The organism is Micromonospora sp. NPDC049900, assembly GCF_044461025.1.
In the GTDB taxonomy this organism is placed as follows: domain Bacteria; phylum Actinomycetota; class Actinomycetes; order Mycobacteriales; family Micromonosporaceae; genus Micromonospora.
In genome coordinates, this window is the sequence record NZ_JBITKM010000004.1 from 67,239 (window position 1) to 83,659 (window position 16,421).

Genomic DNA, 16,421 nt, shown 5'->3' on the forward strand with positions numbered 1-16,421 from the left:
TCTAGCTCGCCGGGCCCGACCCGCCGGAGCGCACCGCCGCACCCGCCCACCAGCACGTCCCCGCGCGGCCTGGGAGGTAAGGAAGGGTCCCCTGCTATACACGAGGCGTTAGAAAGGGCCCCCTCCTTTCACGGGTCGTGTCGGCTGACTGACGGCACGTGACGCCCGAGGCCGTTATCCTCCGGAAATGGGGAGGCACGGGGCGCGGCTGCGCTGGGTGGTGGCCCTTGTCTCGGTCACGATCGCGGTGCTGGCCACGGTGGATCGTCTCGTCGAACGTGAACGTGAGTGGGCACACGGCGGCGACCAGGTCGCGGTGACCGCCGAGGCGCGCCTGCCCGAGCCGGACCGGGTGGGGCGGGCCGCCGCCGCGTTCGGCTGGCCGCACGCGACCGACCGGGTCCACGGCGATCCCGACCGGCAGTCGGTCGTGCTGCGACTGCGCTGGTCCGGACCGCCCCGCAAGGGCCACTACCAGGTCATGCTGCTGGACGACCGGAGTTCACCGCCCCGGGTGCTGCACCCCGAGGGCGGCTTCGACGCCGCCGGCGACGCCGGATTCGGCTGGTCCACCGAGTACGAGGTGCTGGCCGCCCGCTACGACTGGCTGGCCGACACCGCCGTCCGAGAGCAGCCCGACGGTACGCAGGGAAGCGCACCGCACGTCGGCGCGATCGGCACCCGGGCGACCGGTGACGGCAGCCTGATCGGGGTGTACCGCCTCGACCCCGGCGCGCTGCCGCTGGAGGATCCGACCCGCCTGGTGGTGGCCTTCTGCCACGTCGACGACGACGGCGAGGTCCGCTGGGCCAAACGTGTCCCGGTCCCCCCGAGCTACTGAACCCACCAGCCGTCGACGTGGCACCACAACTGGTCGACACGCCGGGTGGAGACCAGGTGTACTGCCACGATCCGGGTGCTGCCCGGCCAGTCGCGCAACGTGGACGGGGAACGGCGGTCCCGGCGGGCCGGCTCGTAGAATCCTCGGATGGTCTCCCCCGCCGACGTGAGCCTCACCGACCTGGCCACCTCCGACGCGCCCGTCGCCGAGAAGGTGACAGCGGCGCTCGACGTGTTGCGGCGGGTCTTCGGGTACGACTCCTTCCGTGGCTTCCAGCAGGAGGTCATCGAGCACGTGGCGGCCGGCGGGGACGCGCTGGTGCTGATGCCGACCGGTGGCGGCAAGTCGCTGTGCTACCAGATTCCGGCGCTGGTCCGTGACGGTGTGGCGGTGGTGATCTCGCCGTTGATCGCGTTGATGCAGGACCAGGTCGACGCGTTGACCGCCGTCGGGGTGCGCGCCGGCTTCCTGAACTCCACGCTGGATCTGGACACCCGCCGGGTGGTCGAGGCGGAGTTCGTCGCCGGGGAGATCGACCTGCTCTACCTCGCCCCGGAGGCGCTGGCCAGCCGGGCCACGTTGAGCCTGCTGGACCGGGGCCGGATCAGCCTGTTCGCCATCGACGAGGCGCACTGCGTGTCGCAGTGGGGCCACGACTTCCGCCCGGACTACCTCAACCTGTCGATGCTGCACGAGCGTTGGCCGGGCGTACCCCGCATCGCGCTGACCGCCACCGCGACCAGCGCCACCCGTACGGAGATCGCCAACCGGCTCAACCTGACCGACGCGCGGCACTTCGTGGCCAGCTTCGACCGGCCCAACATCCAGTACCGGATCGTGCCGAAGCGGGAGGCGCGCAAGCAACTGCTCGCGCTGCTGCGCGACGAGCACCCGGGCGAGGCCGGCATCGTCTACTGCCTGTCGCGCGCCTCGGTGGAGAAGACGGCCGAGTTCCTCACCGCCAACGGTATCGACGCGCTGCCGTACCACGCCGGTCTGGACGCGGCCACCCGCGCCGCCAACCAGCAGCGCTTCCTGCGCGCCGACGGCGTGGTGATGGTGGCGACGATCGCCTTCGGCATGGGCATCGACAAACCGGACGTCCGCTTCGTCGCCCACCTGGACCTGCCCAAGTCGGTCGAGGGCTACTACCAGGAGACCGGCCGTGCGGGCCGGGACGGCCTGCCGTCGACCGCCTGGCTGGCGTACGGGCTCCAGGACGTCGTCCAGCAACGCAAGATGATCGACACCTCCGAGGGCGACCTGGCCCACCGGCGCAACCTCGCCGCGCACCTCGACGCGATGCTGGCGCTCTGCGAGACGGTGCGCTGCCGCCGGGTGCAGTTGCTCGACTACTTCGGCCAGCGCCTGGACGGTGACTGCGGCAACTGCGACACCTGCCTGGCCCCGCCGGAGTCCTGGGACGGCACGGTCGCCGCGCAGAAGCTGCTCTCCACGGTGTTCCGGCTGGATCGGGAACGCAACCAGCGGTTCGGTGCCGGACACTGCGTCGACATCCTGCTGGGCAAGAGCACCGACAAGATCGTCCAGCACCGGCACGACTCGCTCACCGTCTTCGGCATCGGCGACGATCTGAGCGAGGCGGAGTGGCGGGGCGTGGTGCGCCAGTTGCTCGCCGAGGGCCTGCTCGCCGTCGAGGGTGACTACGGCACCCTGGCGCTCACCGACGCCAGCGCCGAGGTGCTCGGCCGCCGACGTACCGTGATGATGCGCCGGGAGCCGGCCCGCCCGGCGAAGACGGCCAAGCCCCGGGGCGCGGCCACCGTGGTCGCGGAACTGCCGGCCGAGGCAGCCGGTACGTTCGAGCGCCTGCGCGCCTGGCGCGCGGCCTCCGCCAAGGAACAGGGCGTACCCGCGTACGTCATCTTCCACGACGCCACGTTGCGGCAGATCGCCGCCGACGCCCCGTCGTCGCTGGCCGAGCTGTCGCGGATCAGCGGCGTCGGCGAGAACAAGCTGGCCAAGTACGGCGAGCAGATCCTCGGGGTGCTTGCCGACCCGGCCTGACCCGCCGCTCACCCGACCGCCAACGGCACCCGCCCGCGCGGCTCACCCACCTGCTGCTCGGCTGCCCCCGCTCACCGCGCGCTGCACGACGCCCGTCGCTCATCGCCCGCTGCTCCGCTGCCCCCCTCACCGTCCGCTGCTCGGCGCCCGCTGCTGCTCGGCCCTCGGCCGGGCGATGTCGGCGGGCCCAGCGGGCGGTGCCCCCTCCTTCCCACCAGGTCAGCGCCTGTCGAGCTGAACCGTCCGTGCTCTCGGAAGGAGTGATCCGCCGACGCAGTCAGCTCGATAGTCGTGGTACCCCATCTGGCAGGCCCCGGCGGCGTGCCGACATCGACACCGCCGACACGGTCGCGCTCGCGCCGACCAGCCTGGTGCTCGACCAGTTCGGAGGGAACCTGACCACGCCCGAGATCGCGTAGAAGCCGACGAGGCGCCGACGACGCCCGCTCGGGCTGCCGCGCGGGTCGACGAGGCGGTCGTCGCCAGGACCGGCCGTCTGGATCAGTCGGCGGCGGCCGGACTGTCGGCGGCGCCGAGTGCGGTGAGTATCGCCTCGGCGGTGCGGCGGCCGACGCCGGGGACCTCGGTGATCTCGTCCACGGTGGCGGCCGAGAGGCGCTTGAGGGAGCCGAAGTGGCGCAGCAGCGCCTTGCGGCGTACCTCGCCGAGGCCGGGGACGCTGTCCAGCGCGGAGGTGGTCATCCGCTTGGAGCGGCGCTGCCGGTGGAAGGTGATGGCGAAGCGGTGCGCCTCGTCGCGTACCCGTTGGAGCAGGTAGAGCCCCTCCGAGGTGCGTGGCAGGATGACCGGGAAGTCGTCGTCAGGCAGCCAGACCTCCTCCAGCCGCTTGGCCAGGCCGCACAGCGCCACGTCGTCGATGCCCAGCTCGGCCAGCGCCTGCGCGGCGGCGGTCACCTGTGGTGCGCCGCCGTCGACCACCACCAACTGCGGCGGGTACGCGAACCTGCGCGGCCGTCCGGTGGTCGGGTCGACCAGCACACCCACCTTCGGCTCGTCCTCGGCGACGTCCACACCGCCGAGCGTCGCCGCACCGGGGGCAGCCGGGCCGGCGGCGGCCAGGTCGGCAGCGGACTCCACGCCCACCTCGCCGGTCTCGGCGCGGGCGTCGAGGTAGCGGGCGAAGCGGCGGCGCAGCACCTCGGACATCGCGGAGAGGTCGTCGGTGGCGCCCCGGATGATGAAACGGCGGTACTCGCTCTTGCGGGGCAGACCGTCCTCGAAGACGACCATGCTGGCCACCACGTCGGTGCCCTGGATCTGGGAGATGTCGAAGCACTCGATGCGCAGCGGTGCGGTCCGCAGCCCGAGCGCGTCGGTGATCTCGTCGAGTGCCTTGCCGCGGGTGGTCAGGTCACCGGCCCGCTTGAGCTTGTGCCGGGCCAGCGCGTCCTTGGCGTTGCGTTCGACCGTCTCCATCAGGGTGCGTTTGTCGCCGCGCTGCGGCACCCGCAGCGTCACCCGGGTGCCCCGGTGCTCGGAGAGCCAGTCGGCGAGGGCGTCGGCGTCGGCGGGCAGCTCCGGCACCAGCAGTTCGCGCGGGACGTCGGTCTCGCCCTGCTCGCCGCCGTAGACCTGGGTGCAGAAGTGGTGCACCAGGTCACCGGTACTGAGGTCCTCGGTCTTCTCCACCACCCAGCCGCGCTGGCCGCGTACCCGGCCGCCGCGCACGTGGAAGACCTGCACCGCGGCTTCCAGCGGGTCGTCGGCGAATGCCACCACGTCGGCGTCGGTGCCGTCGCCGAGCACCACGGTCTGCTTCTCCATCGCCCGGCGCAGCGCGGCGACGTCGTCGCGCAGCCGGGCCGCCCGCTCGAACTCCAGCGCCTCGCTGGCCTCGACCATCTCGCCTTCCAGCTTGCGCACCATGGTGTCGGTGCGTCCGGCCATGAAGTCGCAGAAGTCGTCGACGATCTCGCGGTGCCGTTCGGCGGTGACGCTGCCGACGCAGGGCGCGGAGCACTTGCCGATGTAGCCGAGCAGACAGGGCCGGCCGACCTGCCCGGCCCGCTTGAACACCCCGGCGGAGCAGGTCCGCGCCGGGAAGACCCGCAGCAGCAGGTCGAGCGTCTCGCGGATGGCCCAGGCGTGCGAGTACGGCCCGAAGTAGCGCACCCCCTTGCGCTTGGTGCCCCGCATGACCTGCAACCGTGGGTACTCCTCGTCGAGGGTGACCGCCAGGTACGGGTACGACTTGTCGTCGCGGTAGCGGACGTTGAACCTCGGGTCGTACTGCTTGATCCAGAGGTATTCGAGCTGGAGCGCCTCGACCTCGGTGCCGACGGTGACCCAGTCGACCGACTCGGCGGTGGTGACCATCTGCTGGGTGCGCTGGTGCAGGCCCCAGAGGTCGCCGAAGTAGGAGTTGAGCCGGCTGCGCAGGTTGCGCGCCTTGCCGACGTAGATCACCCGGCCGGTGCCGTCGTAGAAGCGGTAGACCCCCGGCGCCTCGGGGATGGTGCCCGGCGCAGGACGGTAGGTCGACGGATCAGCCACACTCCGAGACTAGTCGCCACCCCCGACAGCCCTGATCATCCCCACTCGCCCCTTTCTCCGCCCGCGTGGGGCCGGCGTACCGGGGAGTCGCGATTGACGCCTTCCAATCTCGGGTGCCGACGCCTACCATCCAGTAACCGAATGTTCTTCACGTAATGATCCCGCCCGATGGTCCCCCGTCCACAGAGGATCGCCATGCCTGGTCACACCGCCACCCGCCGGCTGCTCGCCGGTGCGACCGCCGCCGTCGCGGTCGCCACCGCGCTCGTCGGCGCGTCGTCCCCCGCCACCGCCACCGCGCCCGCCCCCGACGCCGGCACCCTCGCCGTCAACGTCGGCAACGCCTTCGCCGCCAACGACTACTGCCTCGGCGAGTGCTCGGAGATCCTGCCGCCCGGCCAGAACGGCAACGCCACCCTCGTCGAGGTCCTGGGCAACCAGGCGTTCGGCACCCTGCCCCGACACTCCGCCGACCAGCTCGACACGTACGCCAACCTGGTCTACGGCTACGCCGGGCTGCGCGAGGACCAGGTCAGCACGTTCTTCCGGGACGCCTCCTTCGGCATCGCCCCCAGCCAGGTCGAGCGCGACTACTCCCCGCGCTCCGACGTCCGGATCGTGCGGGACCGGACCAACGGTGTCCCGCACATCACCGGCACCACGCGAGGCGGCACCATGTACGGCGCCGGGTACGCCGGAGCCGAGGACCGACTCTTCACGATGGACCTGCTACGGCACGTCGGCCGGGGCACGCTGACCCCGTTCGCCGGTGGCGCACCGGGCAACCGGGCGCTGGAGCAGAGCGTGTGGCGCACCTCCCCGTACACCGAGGCGGACCTGCAGGCCCAGGTGAACGCGTTGCGCGGCAAGGGCGGCGCACGCGGCGAGCAGCTCTACGCCGACGTGCAGGAGTACGTCGCCGGGGTCAACGCCTACATCCGGACCTGCATGGCCAACCGCAACTGCCCCGGCGAGTACGTGCTGACCGGTCACCTCGACGCGATCACCAACGCCGGTGGGCCGAAGCCGTTCGTGATGACCGACCTGATCGCCATCGCCGGGGTCGTCGGCGGTCTGTTCGGCGGTGGCGGCGGCACCGAGATGCAGTCGGCGCTGGTGCGCATCGCTTCCCGGGCCAAGTTCGGTCCGACCGAGGGCGATCGGGTGTGGAACGCCTTCCGGGGGCAGAACGACCCGGAGACCGTGCTGACCCTGCACGACGGGCAGAGCTTCCCGTACGGTGACGCCTCGCCGAACGCGCCCAGCGTGGTGCTGCCGGACGCCGGCTCGACCCGGGTCGAGCCGATCTTCACCGACCCGACCGGCTCCGCCACCGCCGCCACCACCTCGAACCGCAGCTCGGAGCTGGCCGCCGCGCTCTCCGGGCTGACCATCGACCCGGCGCACCGGGGCATGTCCAACGCGGCCGTGGTCTCCGCCGCCCACTCCGCCACCGGCCACCCGATCGCCGTCTTCGGGCCGCAGACCGGCTACTTCTCCCCGCAACTGCTGATGGTGCAGGAGTTGCAGGGACCGGGCATCAGCGCCCGCGGCGCCGCCTTCGCCGGACTCAACCTCTATGTCCTGCTCGGCCGGGGTCAGGACTACGCCTGGAGCGCCACCTCCTCGATCCACGACATCACCGACACGTACGCCGTGCCGCTCTGCGTCCCCGGCGGCGGTACGCCGACGCTGGCCAGCAACCACTACCTGTTCCGGGGCCAGTGCCAGGCGATGGAGGAGCTGTCCCGGGTCAACCGGTGGACCCCGACCGTCGCCGACGGCACCGCAGCCGGCTCGTACAAGCTGGTCGCCTGGCGTACCAAACTGGGCCTGGTGGGTTGGCGCGGCACGGTGGGCGGAGTGCCGCACGCGTTCACCCAACTGCGGTCCACCTACGGCCGCGAGGCCGACTCGGCCATCGGCTTCCAGATGTTCAACGACCCGACCCAGATGGGTTCCGCCGAGGCGTTCCTCACCTCCGCGCACAGCGTCGAGTACGCCTTCAACTGGTTCTACGTCAACTCCTCCCAGTCGGCGTACTTCAACTCCGGACTCAACCCGGTGCGGGCCGACGGCAGCAACCCGAACCTGCCGATGAAGGCCGAACGCGCCTACGAGTGGCAGGACTTCGACCCGGCGACCGGCACCGCCCGGTACGCGCCGCGTTCGGCCCACCCGCAGTCGATCAATCAGGACTACTACATCAGTTGGAACAACAAGCAGGCCAAGGACTTCGGTGCCGCCGACGGCAACTTCAGCTTCGGCGCCGTACACCGCGGTGATCTGCTGGACAAGCCGATGAAGGCGGCCATCTCGGCGGGCCGCAAGTTCGACCGGGCCTCGCTGACCGAGTTGGTGCAGCGGGCCGGGCTGACCGACCTGCGCGGCGCCGAGGTGCTCGGCGAGCTGATCCGGGTGCTGGAGAGCCAACCGGTCACCGACAGCGCACTGACCACCGAGATCAACCGACTCAAGGCCTGGCGGCAGGCGGGTGCGCTGCGGGTGGAGACCGCCAAGGGCGCCAAGGCGTACCAGCACGCCGAGGCGATCCGTACCTTCGACGCCTGGTGGCCGCTGCTGGTGCGGGGCATCTTCCGCGACCAGCTCGGCACGGACCTCTACCAGTCGGTGATCAACGCGATGCAGATCAACGAATCGCCGTCCGGTCTGCAACAGGGCGACGTGTCGAACCTGCCGTCGTCGGCGAACAGCGCGCAGACCCACAAGGGCTCGGCGTTCCAGTACGGCTGGTGGGGCTACGTCGACAAGGACCTGCGGGCGGTGCTGGGCGACCCGGTCGCCGGCGGCCCCGGGCGGACCTTCTGCGGCGCCGGCAACCTGGGCACGTGCCGTCAGGTGCTGCTGGACACGCTGCGCACCGCGTCGACGACCCCGGCCACCCAGACGTACCCGGGCGACGCCACCTGCGCCGCCGGTGACCAGTGGTGCGCGGACGCGATCGTCCAGTCGCCGCTGGGTGGGATCAAGCACGCCACCATCGCCTGGCAGAACCGCCCCACCTACCAGCAGGTGGTGTCGTTCCCGGCCCGGCGTGGCGACGCGGTGACCAATCTGGCCACCGGGCGTCCGGTGACCGCCTCCAGCAGCCAACTCGGCAACGGTGCCGGCCGTGCCGTCGACGGTGACCTGAACACCCGCTGGGCCAGCTCCTGGTCGGACAACCAGTGGCTGCGGGTGGACCTGGGCTCGGTGCGGCAGGTCGGCCGGGTGGTGCTGGCCTGGGAGTCCGCGTACGCCCGGTCGTACCGCGTCGAGGTCTCCGACGACGGCGGCACCTGGCGGACGGTCTGGTCGACCACGGCCGGCGACGGCGGCACCGACGTGCTGACCTTCGCCCCACAACAGGCCCGCTACGTGCGGGTGTACGGGCTCACCCGGGCCACCACGTACGGCTTCTCGCTGTGGGAGCTGTCCGCGTACGCGCAGTGACACAGACGGGCGCGGCCGGGGCGAGATCGCCCCGGCCGCGCCCGTGTCCGCGTGCCCCGGTCAGGCCAGCGAGATCTGGTCCCCGTCGACCTTGACCTCCTTGGCCGGCAGGCCGGTGGTCGCCGGCCCGGCCTTGACCGAGCCGTCCTCGATGGAGAACTTGCTGCCGTGACAGGTGCAGTTGATCGTCCCGCCGTCGACGTTCGACACCGGGCAGCCCTGGTGCGTGCAGATCGGGTCGAACCCCTTGAACTCGCCGGCGGCGGGCTGGGTGATCACCACGCCCTGGGCGGCGAAGACAGCGCCCCCGCCGACCGGGATGTCGGCGGTCCTGGCCAGGGACTGGGCTCCCGCACGGTCCCCGCCACCGGGGTCTCCGGTGTTGGTGACCTCCGGGCCACCGCTGGTCGGGGCCGCGCCGTCACCGGAGTCGTCACCGCCGCCGCACCCGGCCAGCACCACCGCCGCGCCGACCGCGCCCACGCCGGTCAGCAGACTCCGTCGGGTACGCGTGTCCGCACCGGCCAGCACCTGTTCGTCACTCATGCTGCCTCGTTTCTCTGTTCGGCTACCACCGTGCATGATCCGTGGCTACGTCTCACGACACGCACCACTCTGCCCGGTGGTTCACCCGATCGGCCACTCCGGCCTACCCCGACGGGTGGACCGGACCGCCACACGGGCGACGGTCGGGCCTGCGGGTCAGCGGGCGGTGGCCGCCTTGCGACCGCGCGTCTTGGCACCGTCGCCCTTGACACCCTCGGCCTTGGCACCGCCAGCCTTGGCACCGTTGGCCCTGGCACCGTTGGCCCTGGCACCGTTGGCCCTGGCACCGCCGGCCTTGGCGCCGTTGGCCTTGGCGGCCCGGGCGGTGGCCGCCTTCGCGCCCTTGGCCGTGCCGTCCAGCTTGAGCACACCACGCAGGAACTGCCCGGTGTGGCTCTCGGTGACCTCGGCGACCTCCTCCGGGGTGCCGGTGGCGAGCACCGTGCCGCCCCGGTGACCGCCCTCCGGGCCCATGTCGATCAGCCAGTCGGCGCTCTTGATCACGTCGAGGTTGTGCTCGATGGTGATCACCGTGTTGCCCTTGTCGACCAGACCCTCCAGCACCAGCAGCAGCTTGCGGATATCCTCGAAGTGCAGGCCGGTGGTCGGCTCGTCGAGCACGTACACCGTGCGTCCGGTGGACCGCTTCTGCAGCTCGGAGGCGAGCTTGACCCGCTGCGCCTCACCGCCGGAGAGGGTCGGCGCCGGCTGGCCCAGCCGGACGTAGCCCAGCCCCACGTCGACGAGCGTCTTGAGGTGCCGGTGGATGGCCGGGATGGCGGAGAAGAACTCGGCCGCCTCCTCGATCGGCATCTCCAGCACGTCCGAGACGGTCTTGCCCTTGTAGTGCACCTCCAGGGTCTCCCGGTTGTACCGGGCGCCCTTGCAGACCTCGCACGGCACGTACACGTCGGGCAGGAAGTTCATCTCGATCTTGATGGTGCCGTCGCCGGAGCACGCCTCGCAGCGTCCACCCTTGACGTTGAACGAGAACCGACCCGGCCCGTACCCACGGACCTTGGCCTCGGTGGTCTCGGCGAACAGCTTGCGCACGTGGTCCCAGACCCCGGTGTAGGTCGCCGGGTTCGAGCGCGGCGTACGGCCGATCGGTGACTGGTCGACGCCGACGACCTTGTCCACGTGCTCCAGCCCACCGACCCGGGTGTGCCGGCCGGGCACCAGCCGGGCACCGTTGATCTGGTTGGCCAGCACCGCGTAGAGGATGTCGTTGACCAGCGTCGACTTGCCCGACCCGCTGACCCCGGTGACGGCGATGAGCTGGCCCAGCGGGAAGCTCACCGTCAGGTTGCGCAGGTTGTGCTCGCGGGCGCCGTGCACCACCAGCTCCCGGCCCGGCGTCTGCCCACGGCGTCCCGCCGGGATCGGGATCTCCCGGCGACCGGACAGATAGGCCCCGGTCATCGACTCCGGGTTGGTCAGCAGCTCCGGCACCGAGCCGCTGTGCACGATCTGCCCGCCGTGCTCCCCCGCCCCCGGACCGATGTCCACGATCCAGTCGGCGGTGCGGATGGTGTCCTCGTCGTGCTCGACCACGATCAGCGTGTTGCCCAGGCCACGCAGCCGGACCAGGGTCTCGATCAGCCGGTGGTTGTCGCGCTGGTGCAGCCCGATCGACGGTTCGTCCAGCACGTAGAGCACGCCGACCAGGCCGGAACCGATCTGGGTGGCGAGCCGGATGCGCTGCGCCTCACCACCGGAGAGCGTGCCGGCGGGCCGGTCCAGCGAGAGGTAGTCCAGACCGACGTCGAGCAGGAACCGCAGCCGGGCGTTGATCTCCTTGAGCACCCGCTCGGCGATCAGCTTCTGCCGGTCGGTCAGCTCGATGCCGGCCAGCAGGTCGGCGCACTCTCCGACGGACAGGTTGCACACCTCGGCGATGCTGCGCCCGGCAAGCGTGACGGCGAGCACCTCGGGCTTGAGCCGGGCACCGCCGCAGGCGGCACAGGGCACGTCGCGCATGTACCCCTCGTACTTCTCCCGGGACCACTCCGACTCGGTGTCGGAGTGCCGGCGCTCGATCCACTGCACCACGCCCTCGAAGCCGGTGTAGTACGAGCGCTCCCGGCCGTACTTGTTGCGGTAGCGCACGTGCACCTGATCGTCGGAGCCGTGCAGGATGGTCTTCTGCGCCCGCGACGGCAGCGCCCGCCACGGGGTGTCGACGTCGAAGTGCTCGGCCTCGCCGAGCGCCTCCAGCAGTCGCAGGAAGTACTCCAGGTTGTGCCCGGTGGCCCAGGGCTGGATCGCGCCCTCGCGCAGGCTGCGCTCCGGGTCCGGGACGACCAACTCCGGGTCGACCTCCTTCTTGGTGCCCAGGCCGGTGCACTCCGGGCAGGCGCCGTACGGCGCGTTGAAGGAGAAGACCCGGGGCTCCAGGTCCTCGATCGCCAGCGGGTGGTCGTTCGGGCAGGCCAGGTGCTCGGAGTAGCGGCGCTCCCGGCCCGGGTCGTCCTCGGCCAGGTCGACGAAGTCCAGCAGCACCAGACCGCCGGACAGGCCGAGCGCCGCCTCGACCGAGTCGGTCAGCCGCTGCTTGGCGCCGGCCTTGACGCTGAGCCGGTCGATCACCACCTCGATGGTGTGCTTCTCCTGCTTCTTGAGCTTCGGCGGGTCGGTGAGCTGGTGCACCACCCCGTCGACCCGGGCCCGGGCGTACCCCTTGGACTGCAGCTCGGCGAAGAGGTCGACGTACTCGCCCTTACGGCCGCGCACCACCGGGGCGAGCACCATGAAGCGGGTGCCCTCGGCCATCGCGAGCACCCGGTCGACGATCTGCTGCGGGCTCTGCTTGGAGATCCGCTCGCCGCAGACCGGGCAGTGCGGCACGCCGACCCGGGCGAACAGCAGCCGCAGGTAGTCGTAGACCTCGGTGATGGTGCCGACGGTCGAGCGCGGGTTACGGGAGGTCGACTTCTGGTCGATCGAGACCGCCGGGCTCAGGCCCTCGATGAAGTCGACGTCCGGCTTGTCCATCTGGCCGAGGAACTGCCGCGCGTACGACGACAACGACTCGACGTAGCGGCGCTGCCCCTCGGCGAAGATCGTGTCGAAGGCCAGGCTCGACTTGCCCGAACCGGACAGCCCGGTGAACACGATCAGGGCGTCCCGGGGCAGGTCGAGGCTGACGTCACGCAGGTTGTGCTCGCGTGCGCCACGAATGATCAAACGGTCGGCCACGGTCCGTGTACTCCCGGGTGAGAATGACGAAGGAAGATCTGTCCGCTTTCGGAGGAGAACCGGCCTTTTCGGGCTGGTTCCAGCGGTTGTGCCGGCGCGGAGATAGCGCCCCGGCAACTGTAGACCCGCCCTACGACAATCTGCCCCGACGGCGAGGCCGGTGAGCCGCGCGGCGTCGGGTCTCGTGAGCGATCTCGCGGTGCAACCGCCGCCAGCTCTCCCAGCGCCGGGCGGTCAGCTCACCCGCCCGCAGCGCGTCCTGCACCGCACACCCCGGCTCGGCCTCGTGCCCGCAGTCGCCGTACCGGCACTCGGCGGCCAGCGCGGCGATGTCGCCGAAGGCCCGGTCGAGCCCGGCCGCGCCGTCGAGCAGACCGACCGCCCGGACGCCGGGGGTGTCCACCACCGCCCCACCGCCGGGCAGCGGCACCAGCGCCCGCCAGGTGGTGGTGTGCCGGCCCTTGCCGTCCACCCGCCGGATCGCCTGGGTCGGCATCACCGTCGCCCCGGCCAGCGCGTTGACCAGGCTCGACTTGCCCGCACCGGAGGGTCCCAGCAGGCCCAGGGTGCGTCCGGCGCCGACCTCGGCGCGCAACGGCTCCAACCCCACCCCGTGCTCGGCGCTGACCGGCAGCACCGGCACGCCGGGCGCGAGCGCCGCGAGTTGCCGCGCCACCGCGGCCGGGTCGGCCGCCAGGTCGGTCTTGGTCAGCACCACCAGGGGCCGGGCGCCGGACTCGTGGGCCAGCGCCAGCAGCCGCTCCACGCGGGCGGCGTCGGGCGCCGGGTGCACCGCCTCCACCACGGCGGCCACGTCCAGGTTGGCGGCCAACAGGTGACCGGCGGCGTCCTTGCCGGCGGTGCGCCGCACCAACGCGGTCCGCCGGGGCAGCACCGCCTCCACGGTGATCCGGGCGTCGGGCCAGTGCCCGAGCAGCACCCAGTCACCCACGCCGGGCAGTCGGGTGGGGTCACCGGCGGCGGCGACCAGCACCGCCCCACCGGAGGTGGCGCGCACCGGCCCCGCCTCGGTCAGCACGGTGCAGACCCCACGGTCGACCCGGGCCACCCGGCCCGGACGATGATCGGTACGGACACGTCGCAGATGCGCCGCCCGCTCGGCGTCCCAGCCCAGGGCGGTCAACGTGATGCTCATGCTCGACCGCCACCTCCTCCACCCGACGCCGCGAACCACTGACGACGGTAGGCCCACGGGTGCCCCGCCGGAAGTGAATTCCCCGGCGACGCGGACCGGCGCGGCGGCTAGGGTCGGAACGTGACGACAGACCCCCTTTTACTCACCGGCGACGTGACCGACGCCACCGCTCGACTGCTGCGCACGGCGGCCACCTTCGACGCCGACGACCTGGCCGCGCCGTCGCTGCTGCCCGGCTGGACCCGGGGTCACGTGCTCGCCCACGTGTGTCGCAACGCCGACGGATTCGCCAACCTGCTCACCTCGGCGCGCACCGGCGAGTCGATCCCGCAGTACGCCAGCGCGCAGGCCCGCGACGCCGACATCGAGGCCGGCGCGACCCGCCCGCCCGAGGAGCACCTGGACGACCTGCGCCGCAGCGCGGACCGGTTCGCCGAGGCGGTCGCGGCGATGCCGGCGCCGGCCTGGGCGGCCACCGTCGAGACCCGACGGGGTCCCTGGCCGGCCGCCCTGCTGGTCTGGGGACGGCTCCGCGAGGTGGAGATCCACCACGTCGACCTGGCCGCCGCCTACCGGCCGGCGGACTGGTCGCCGACCTTCGGCCACCGGCTGCTGCACGAGGTGGCCACCGGCTTCGCCGGCCGCGACGACGCACCGCCGATGGTGCTGCGCTTCGACGGCGCCGGTCACGAACTGGTGGTGGGCGAGCGCGCGGGGGCGCCCGTCGTCACCGGTCCGGCGGCGGAACTCGCCGCCTGGCTGACCGGCCGCAGCACCGGCACCGCCCTGACCGTCGTTCCCGACGGTGACCTGCCCCGCCCACCGGAATGGATCTAGGAAGACGATGACCTACCGCGGAGATGTCACCCCCGGCGGCCCGCCGGCCGTACGCGAGCTCGACGCCCTGACCATCACCAAGCTGTCGGTCGGACCGATGGACAACAACGCGTACCTGCTGCGCTGTCGGCACACCGGTGACCAGGTGCTGATCGACGCCGCCAACGAGGCGCCCCGGCTGCTGGAGCTGATCGGGGACGACGGGCTGCGCGCCGTGGTCACCACCCACCAGCACATGGACCACTGGGTGGGGCTGGAGGAGGTCGTCGCCAAGACCGGGGCCCGCGCGCTGGTGCACGCCGACGACGCGGAGGGGTTGCCGATCGCGGCGCAGACCCTGACCGACGGGGACACGGTGCCGGTGGGCGACTGCGGCCTGGAGGTGATCCACGTCAAGGGGCACACCCCGGGTTCGGTGGCGCTGCTCTACCGCGACCCGGCGGGCACCCCGCACCTCTTCACGGGGGACAGCCTCTTCCCAGGTGGGGTGGGGAACACCGACCAGGACCCGGAGCGCTTCGCGGCGCTCATCGACGACGTGGAGCACAAGCTGTTCGACCGGCTGCCGGACGAGACCTGGTTCTATCCGGGTCACGGCCGGGACTCGACGCTCGGCGCGGAACGCCCGCACCTGGCCGAGTGGCGCGCCCGAGGCTGGTGAGGTTGTGGGGTCGCCGTGTCAGTGGGTGACCCCGCCCAGCCGACGACGCACGCCGAGCAGCACCAGGGCGGCCAGCAGCAGGCCGCCGACCATGGTGACCAGCATCGGGCTCGCCCCGCCGGGCAGCAGCCCGATCAGCGACCGCGACGCGGTGCCCACCAGCAGGTAGAGCCCGGCCCACGCGCCCGCGCCGAGCGAGGCGAAGCCGAGGAAACGCGGGTACGACATGTTCAGCCCGCCGGCGGCGAGCGGCAGCAGCGCGTTGAACACCGGCAGGAACGGGGCGACCAGCACCAGCCGGCCGCCGTTGCGGCGCAGGATGACCTCGGCGGTGGCCCAGCGGGTCTCGCCGACCCAGCCGCCGAAGCGACTGTGGCGCAGGTCCTCGCCCCACCGTCGGCCGACGAGGAAGGTCAGCGACCAGCCGGCGAGACATCCGGTGACCACGGCGACGAAGGTGGCCAGCCCGGTGGCCGGGGTGCCGACCGCCACGGCGGCGAGGATCGCCACGTCGCCGGGGACCAGGACGCCGAACAGCGGGACCGCGTCGAAGACCATGACCACCCCGAGCACCGCCATCAACAGGGCCACGGGGAGTTCTCCGACCTGGGCCAGCTGGTTCGCCATGCCTCGTACGCTATTGCCTGACCGTCGGTGTGAACATCAGGATTCCGCCCCACACTGCGTACGGTGTGCTCCGGGTCATCCCTGATCCGTCTCTCCACCGCCCGGCTCGCCCCGCCGCCGACTCCCTGAGGCGCTTCGCCCCGCAAATCCGCTATTCACCGGTTACTGTCGGGAAGGTATCGGGCGGCCACCGGCGTGGAGCCGGCGGTCGCCCGCCTGGAACAGGGAGAGAGAACGCATGGCAACCGGCACCGTGAAGTGGTTCAACTCGGAAAAGGGCTTCGGCTTCATCGAACAGGATGGTGGTGGCCCGGACGTCTTCGTCCACTACTCGGCGATCGCGACCAGTGGCTACCGGGAGCTGACCGAGGGCCAGAAGGTCGAGTTCGACGTGACCCAGGGGCAGAAGGGGCCGCAGGCGGACAACGTCCGACCGATGTGACCCGTGCCGGGGTGGGGGGGGGGGGCCGGGGGCCCCCCCCCCCCCCCCCCCCCCAGCCCCCCGCCCCCGCCCCCCCCCCCCCGACGCGCGACAGGACCCCGCACCCCCCGGGCGGCGG

At 71.9% G+C, this 16,421-nt stretch carries 10 protein-coding genes and 1 pseudogene; 6 read left to right on the forward strand and 5 right to left on the reverse strand.

Going from position 1 to position 16,421, the window contains the following annotated elements; all coding sequences use genetic code 11:
• The first annotated feature begins 187 nt into the window (after positions 1 to 187).
• On the forward strand, positions 188 to 841 hold the full coding sequence (locus tag ACIBMZ_RS12005) for a hypothetical protein (protein WP_396692862.1): 654 nt from the start codon (positions 188 to 190) through the stop codon (positions 839 to 841).
• Between the two features lie 147 nt (positions 842 to 988).
• Positions 989 to 2,869 (forward strand): DNA helicase RecQ, encoded by a 1,881-nt coding sequence (gene recQ / locus ACIBMZ_RS12010; RefSeq protein ID WP_396692864.1) that lies wholly within the window; start codon positions 989 to 991, stop codon positions 2,867 to 2,869.
• Positions 2,870 to 3,370: 501 nt separating this feature from the next.
• Here recQ and uvrC read toward each other — a convergent pair.
• Positions 3,371 to 5,383: an excinuclease ABC subunit UvrC gene (uvrC, locus tag ACIBMZ_RS12015; RefSeq protein WP_396692866.1), complete on the reverse strand. Its 2,013-nt coding sequence runs from the start codon at positions 5,381 to 5,383 to the stop codon at positions 3,371 to 3,373.
• 195 nt (positions 5,384 to 5,578) lie between these two features.
• On the opposite strand from uvrC, the gene ACIBMZ_RS12020 reads away from it, so the two are divergent.
• Positions 5,579 to 8,836: a penicillin acylase family protein gene (locus tag ACIBMZ_RS12020; RefSeq protein WP_396692867.1), complete on the forward strand. Its 3,258-nt coding sequence runs from the start codon at positions 5,579 to 5,581 to the stop codon at positions 8,834 to 8,836.
• 60 nt (positions 8,837 to 8,896) lie between these two features.
• Here the strand turns inward: ACIBMZ_RS12020 and ACIBMZ_RS12025 are convergent, their stop codons facing one another.
• From ACIBMZ_RS12025 to rsgA, 3 genes and pseudogenes are all read right to left on the reverse strand, one after another.
• On the reverse strand, positions 8,897 to 9,382 hold the full coding sequence (locus ACIBMZ_RS12025) for a Rieske (2Fe-2S) protein (RefSeq protein WP_396692869.1): 486 nt from the start codon (positions 9,380 to 9,382) through the stop codon (positions 8,897 to 8,899).
• A 231-nt stretch (positions 9,383 to 9,613) separates the two neighbouring features.
• Positions 9,614 to 12,580 (reverse strand): annotated as a pseudogene (uvrA, locus tag ACIBMZ_RS12030) (excinuclease ABC subunit UvrA); the annotation flags it as partial.
• 130 nt (positions 12,581 to 12,710) lie between these two features.
• Entirely contained in the window at positions 12,711 to 13,736 is a 1,026-nt protein-coding gene (gene rsgA, locus ACIBMZ_RS12035) for a ribosome small subunit-dependent GTPase A (protein WP_396692871.1), read from the reverse strand.
• Between the two features lie 120 nt (positions 13,737 to 13,856).
• Here rsgA and ACIBMZ_RS12040 point away from each other — a divergent pair, with 120 nt between their 5' ends.
• Positions 13,857 to 14,573, forward strand: a complete 717-nt coding sequence (locus ACIBMZ_RS12040; RefSeq protein ID WP_396692873.1) for a maleylpyruvate isomerase family mycothiol-dependent enzyme — start codon at positions 13,857 to 13,859, stop codon at positions 14,571 to 14,573.
• Between the two features lie 7 nt (positions 14,574 to 14,580).
• On the forward strand, positions 14,581 to 15,234 hold the full coding sequence (locus tag ACIBMZ_RS12045; RefSeq protein WP_396692874.1) for an MBL fold metallo-hydrolase: 654 nt from the start codon (positions 14,581 to 14,583) through the stop codon (positions 15,232 to 15,234).
• 18 nt (positions 15,235 to 15,252) lie between these two features.
• Here the strand turns inward: ACIBMZ_RS12045 and ACIBMZ_RS12050 are convergent, their stop codons facing one another.
• Complete coding sequence (locus ACIBMZ_RS12050; RefSeq protein WP_396692876.1) at positions 15,253 to 15,861, reverse strand: DedA family protein; 609 nt, start codon at positions 15,859 to 15,861, stop codon at positions 15,253 to 15,255.
• Positions 15,862 to 16,099: 238 nt separating this feature from the next.
• On the opposite strand from ACIBMZ_RS12050, the gene ACIBMZ_RS12055 reads away from it, so the two are divergent.
• The gene (locus tag ACIBMZ_RS12055) at positions 16,100 to 16,303 is read left to right on the forward strand and encodes a cold-shock protein (RefSeq protein WP_396692878.1); all 204 of its coding nucleotides are present in this window, start codon (positions 16,100 to 16,102) and stop codon (positions 16,301 to 16,303) included.
• The last annotated feature ends 118 nt before the right edge of the window (positions 16,304 to 16,421 follow it).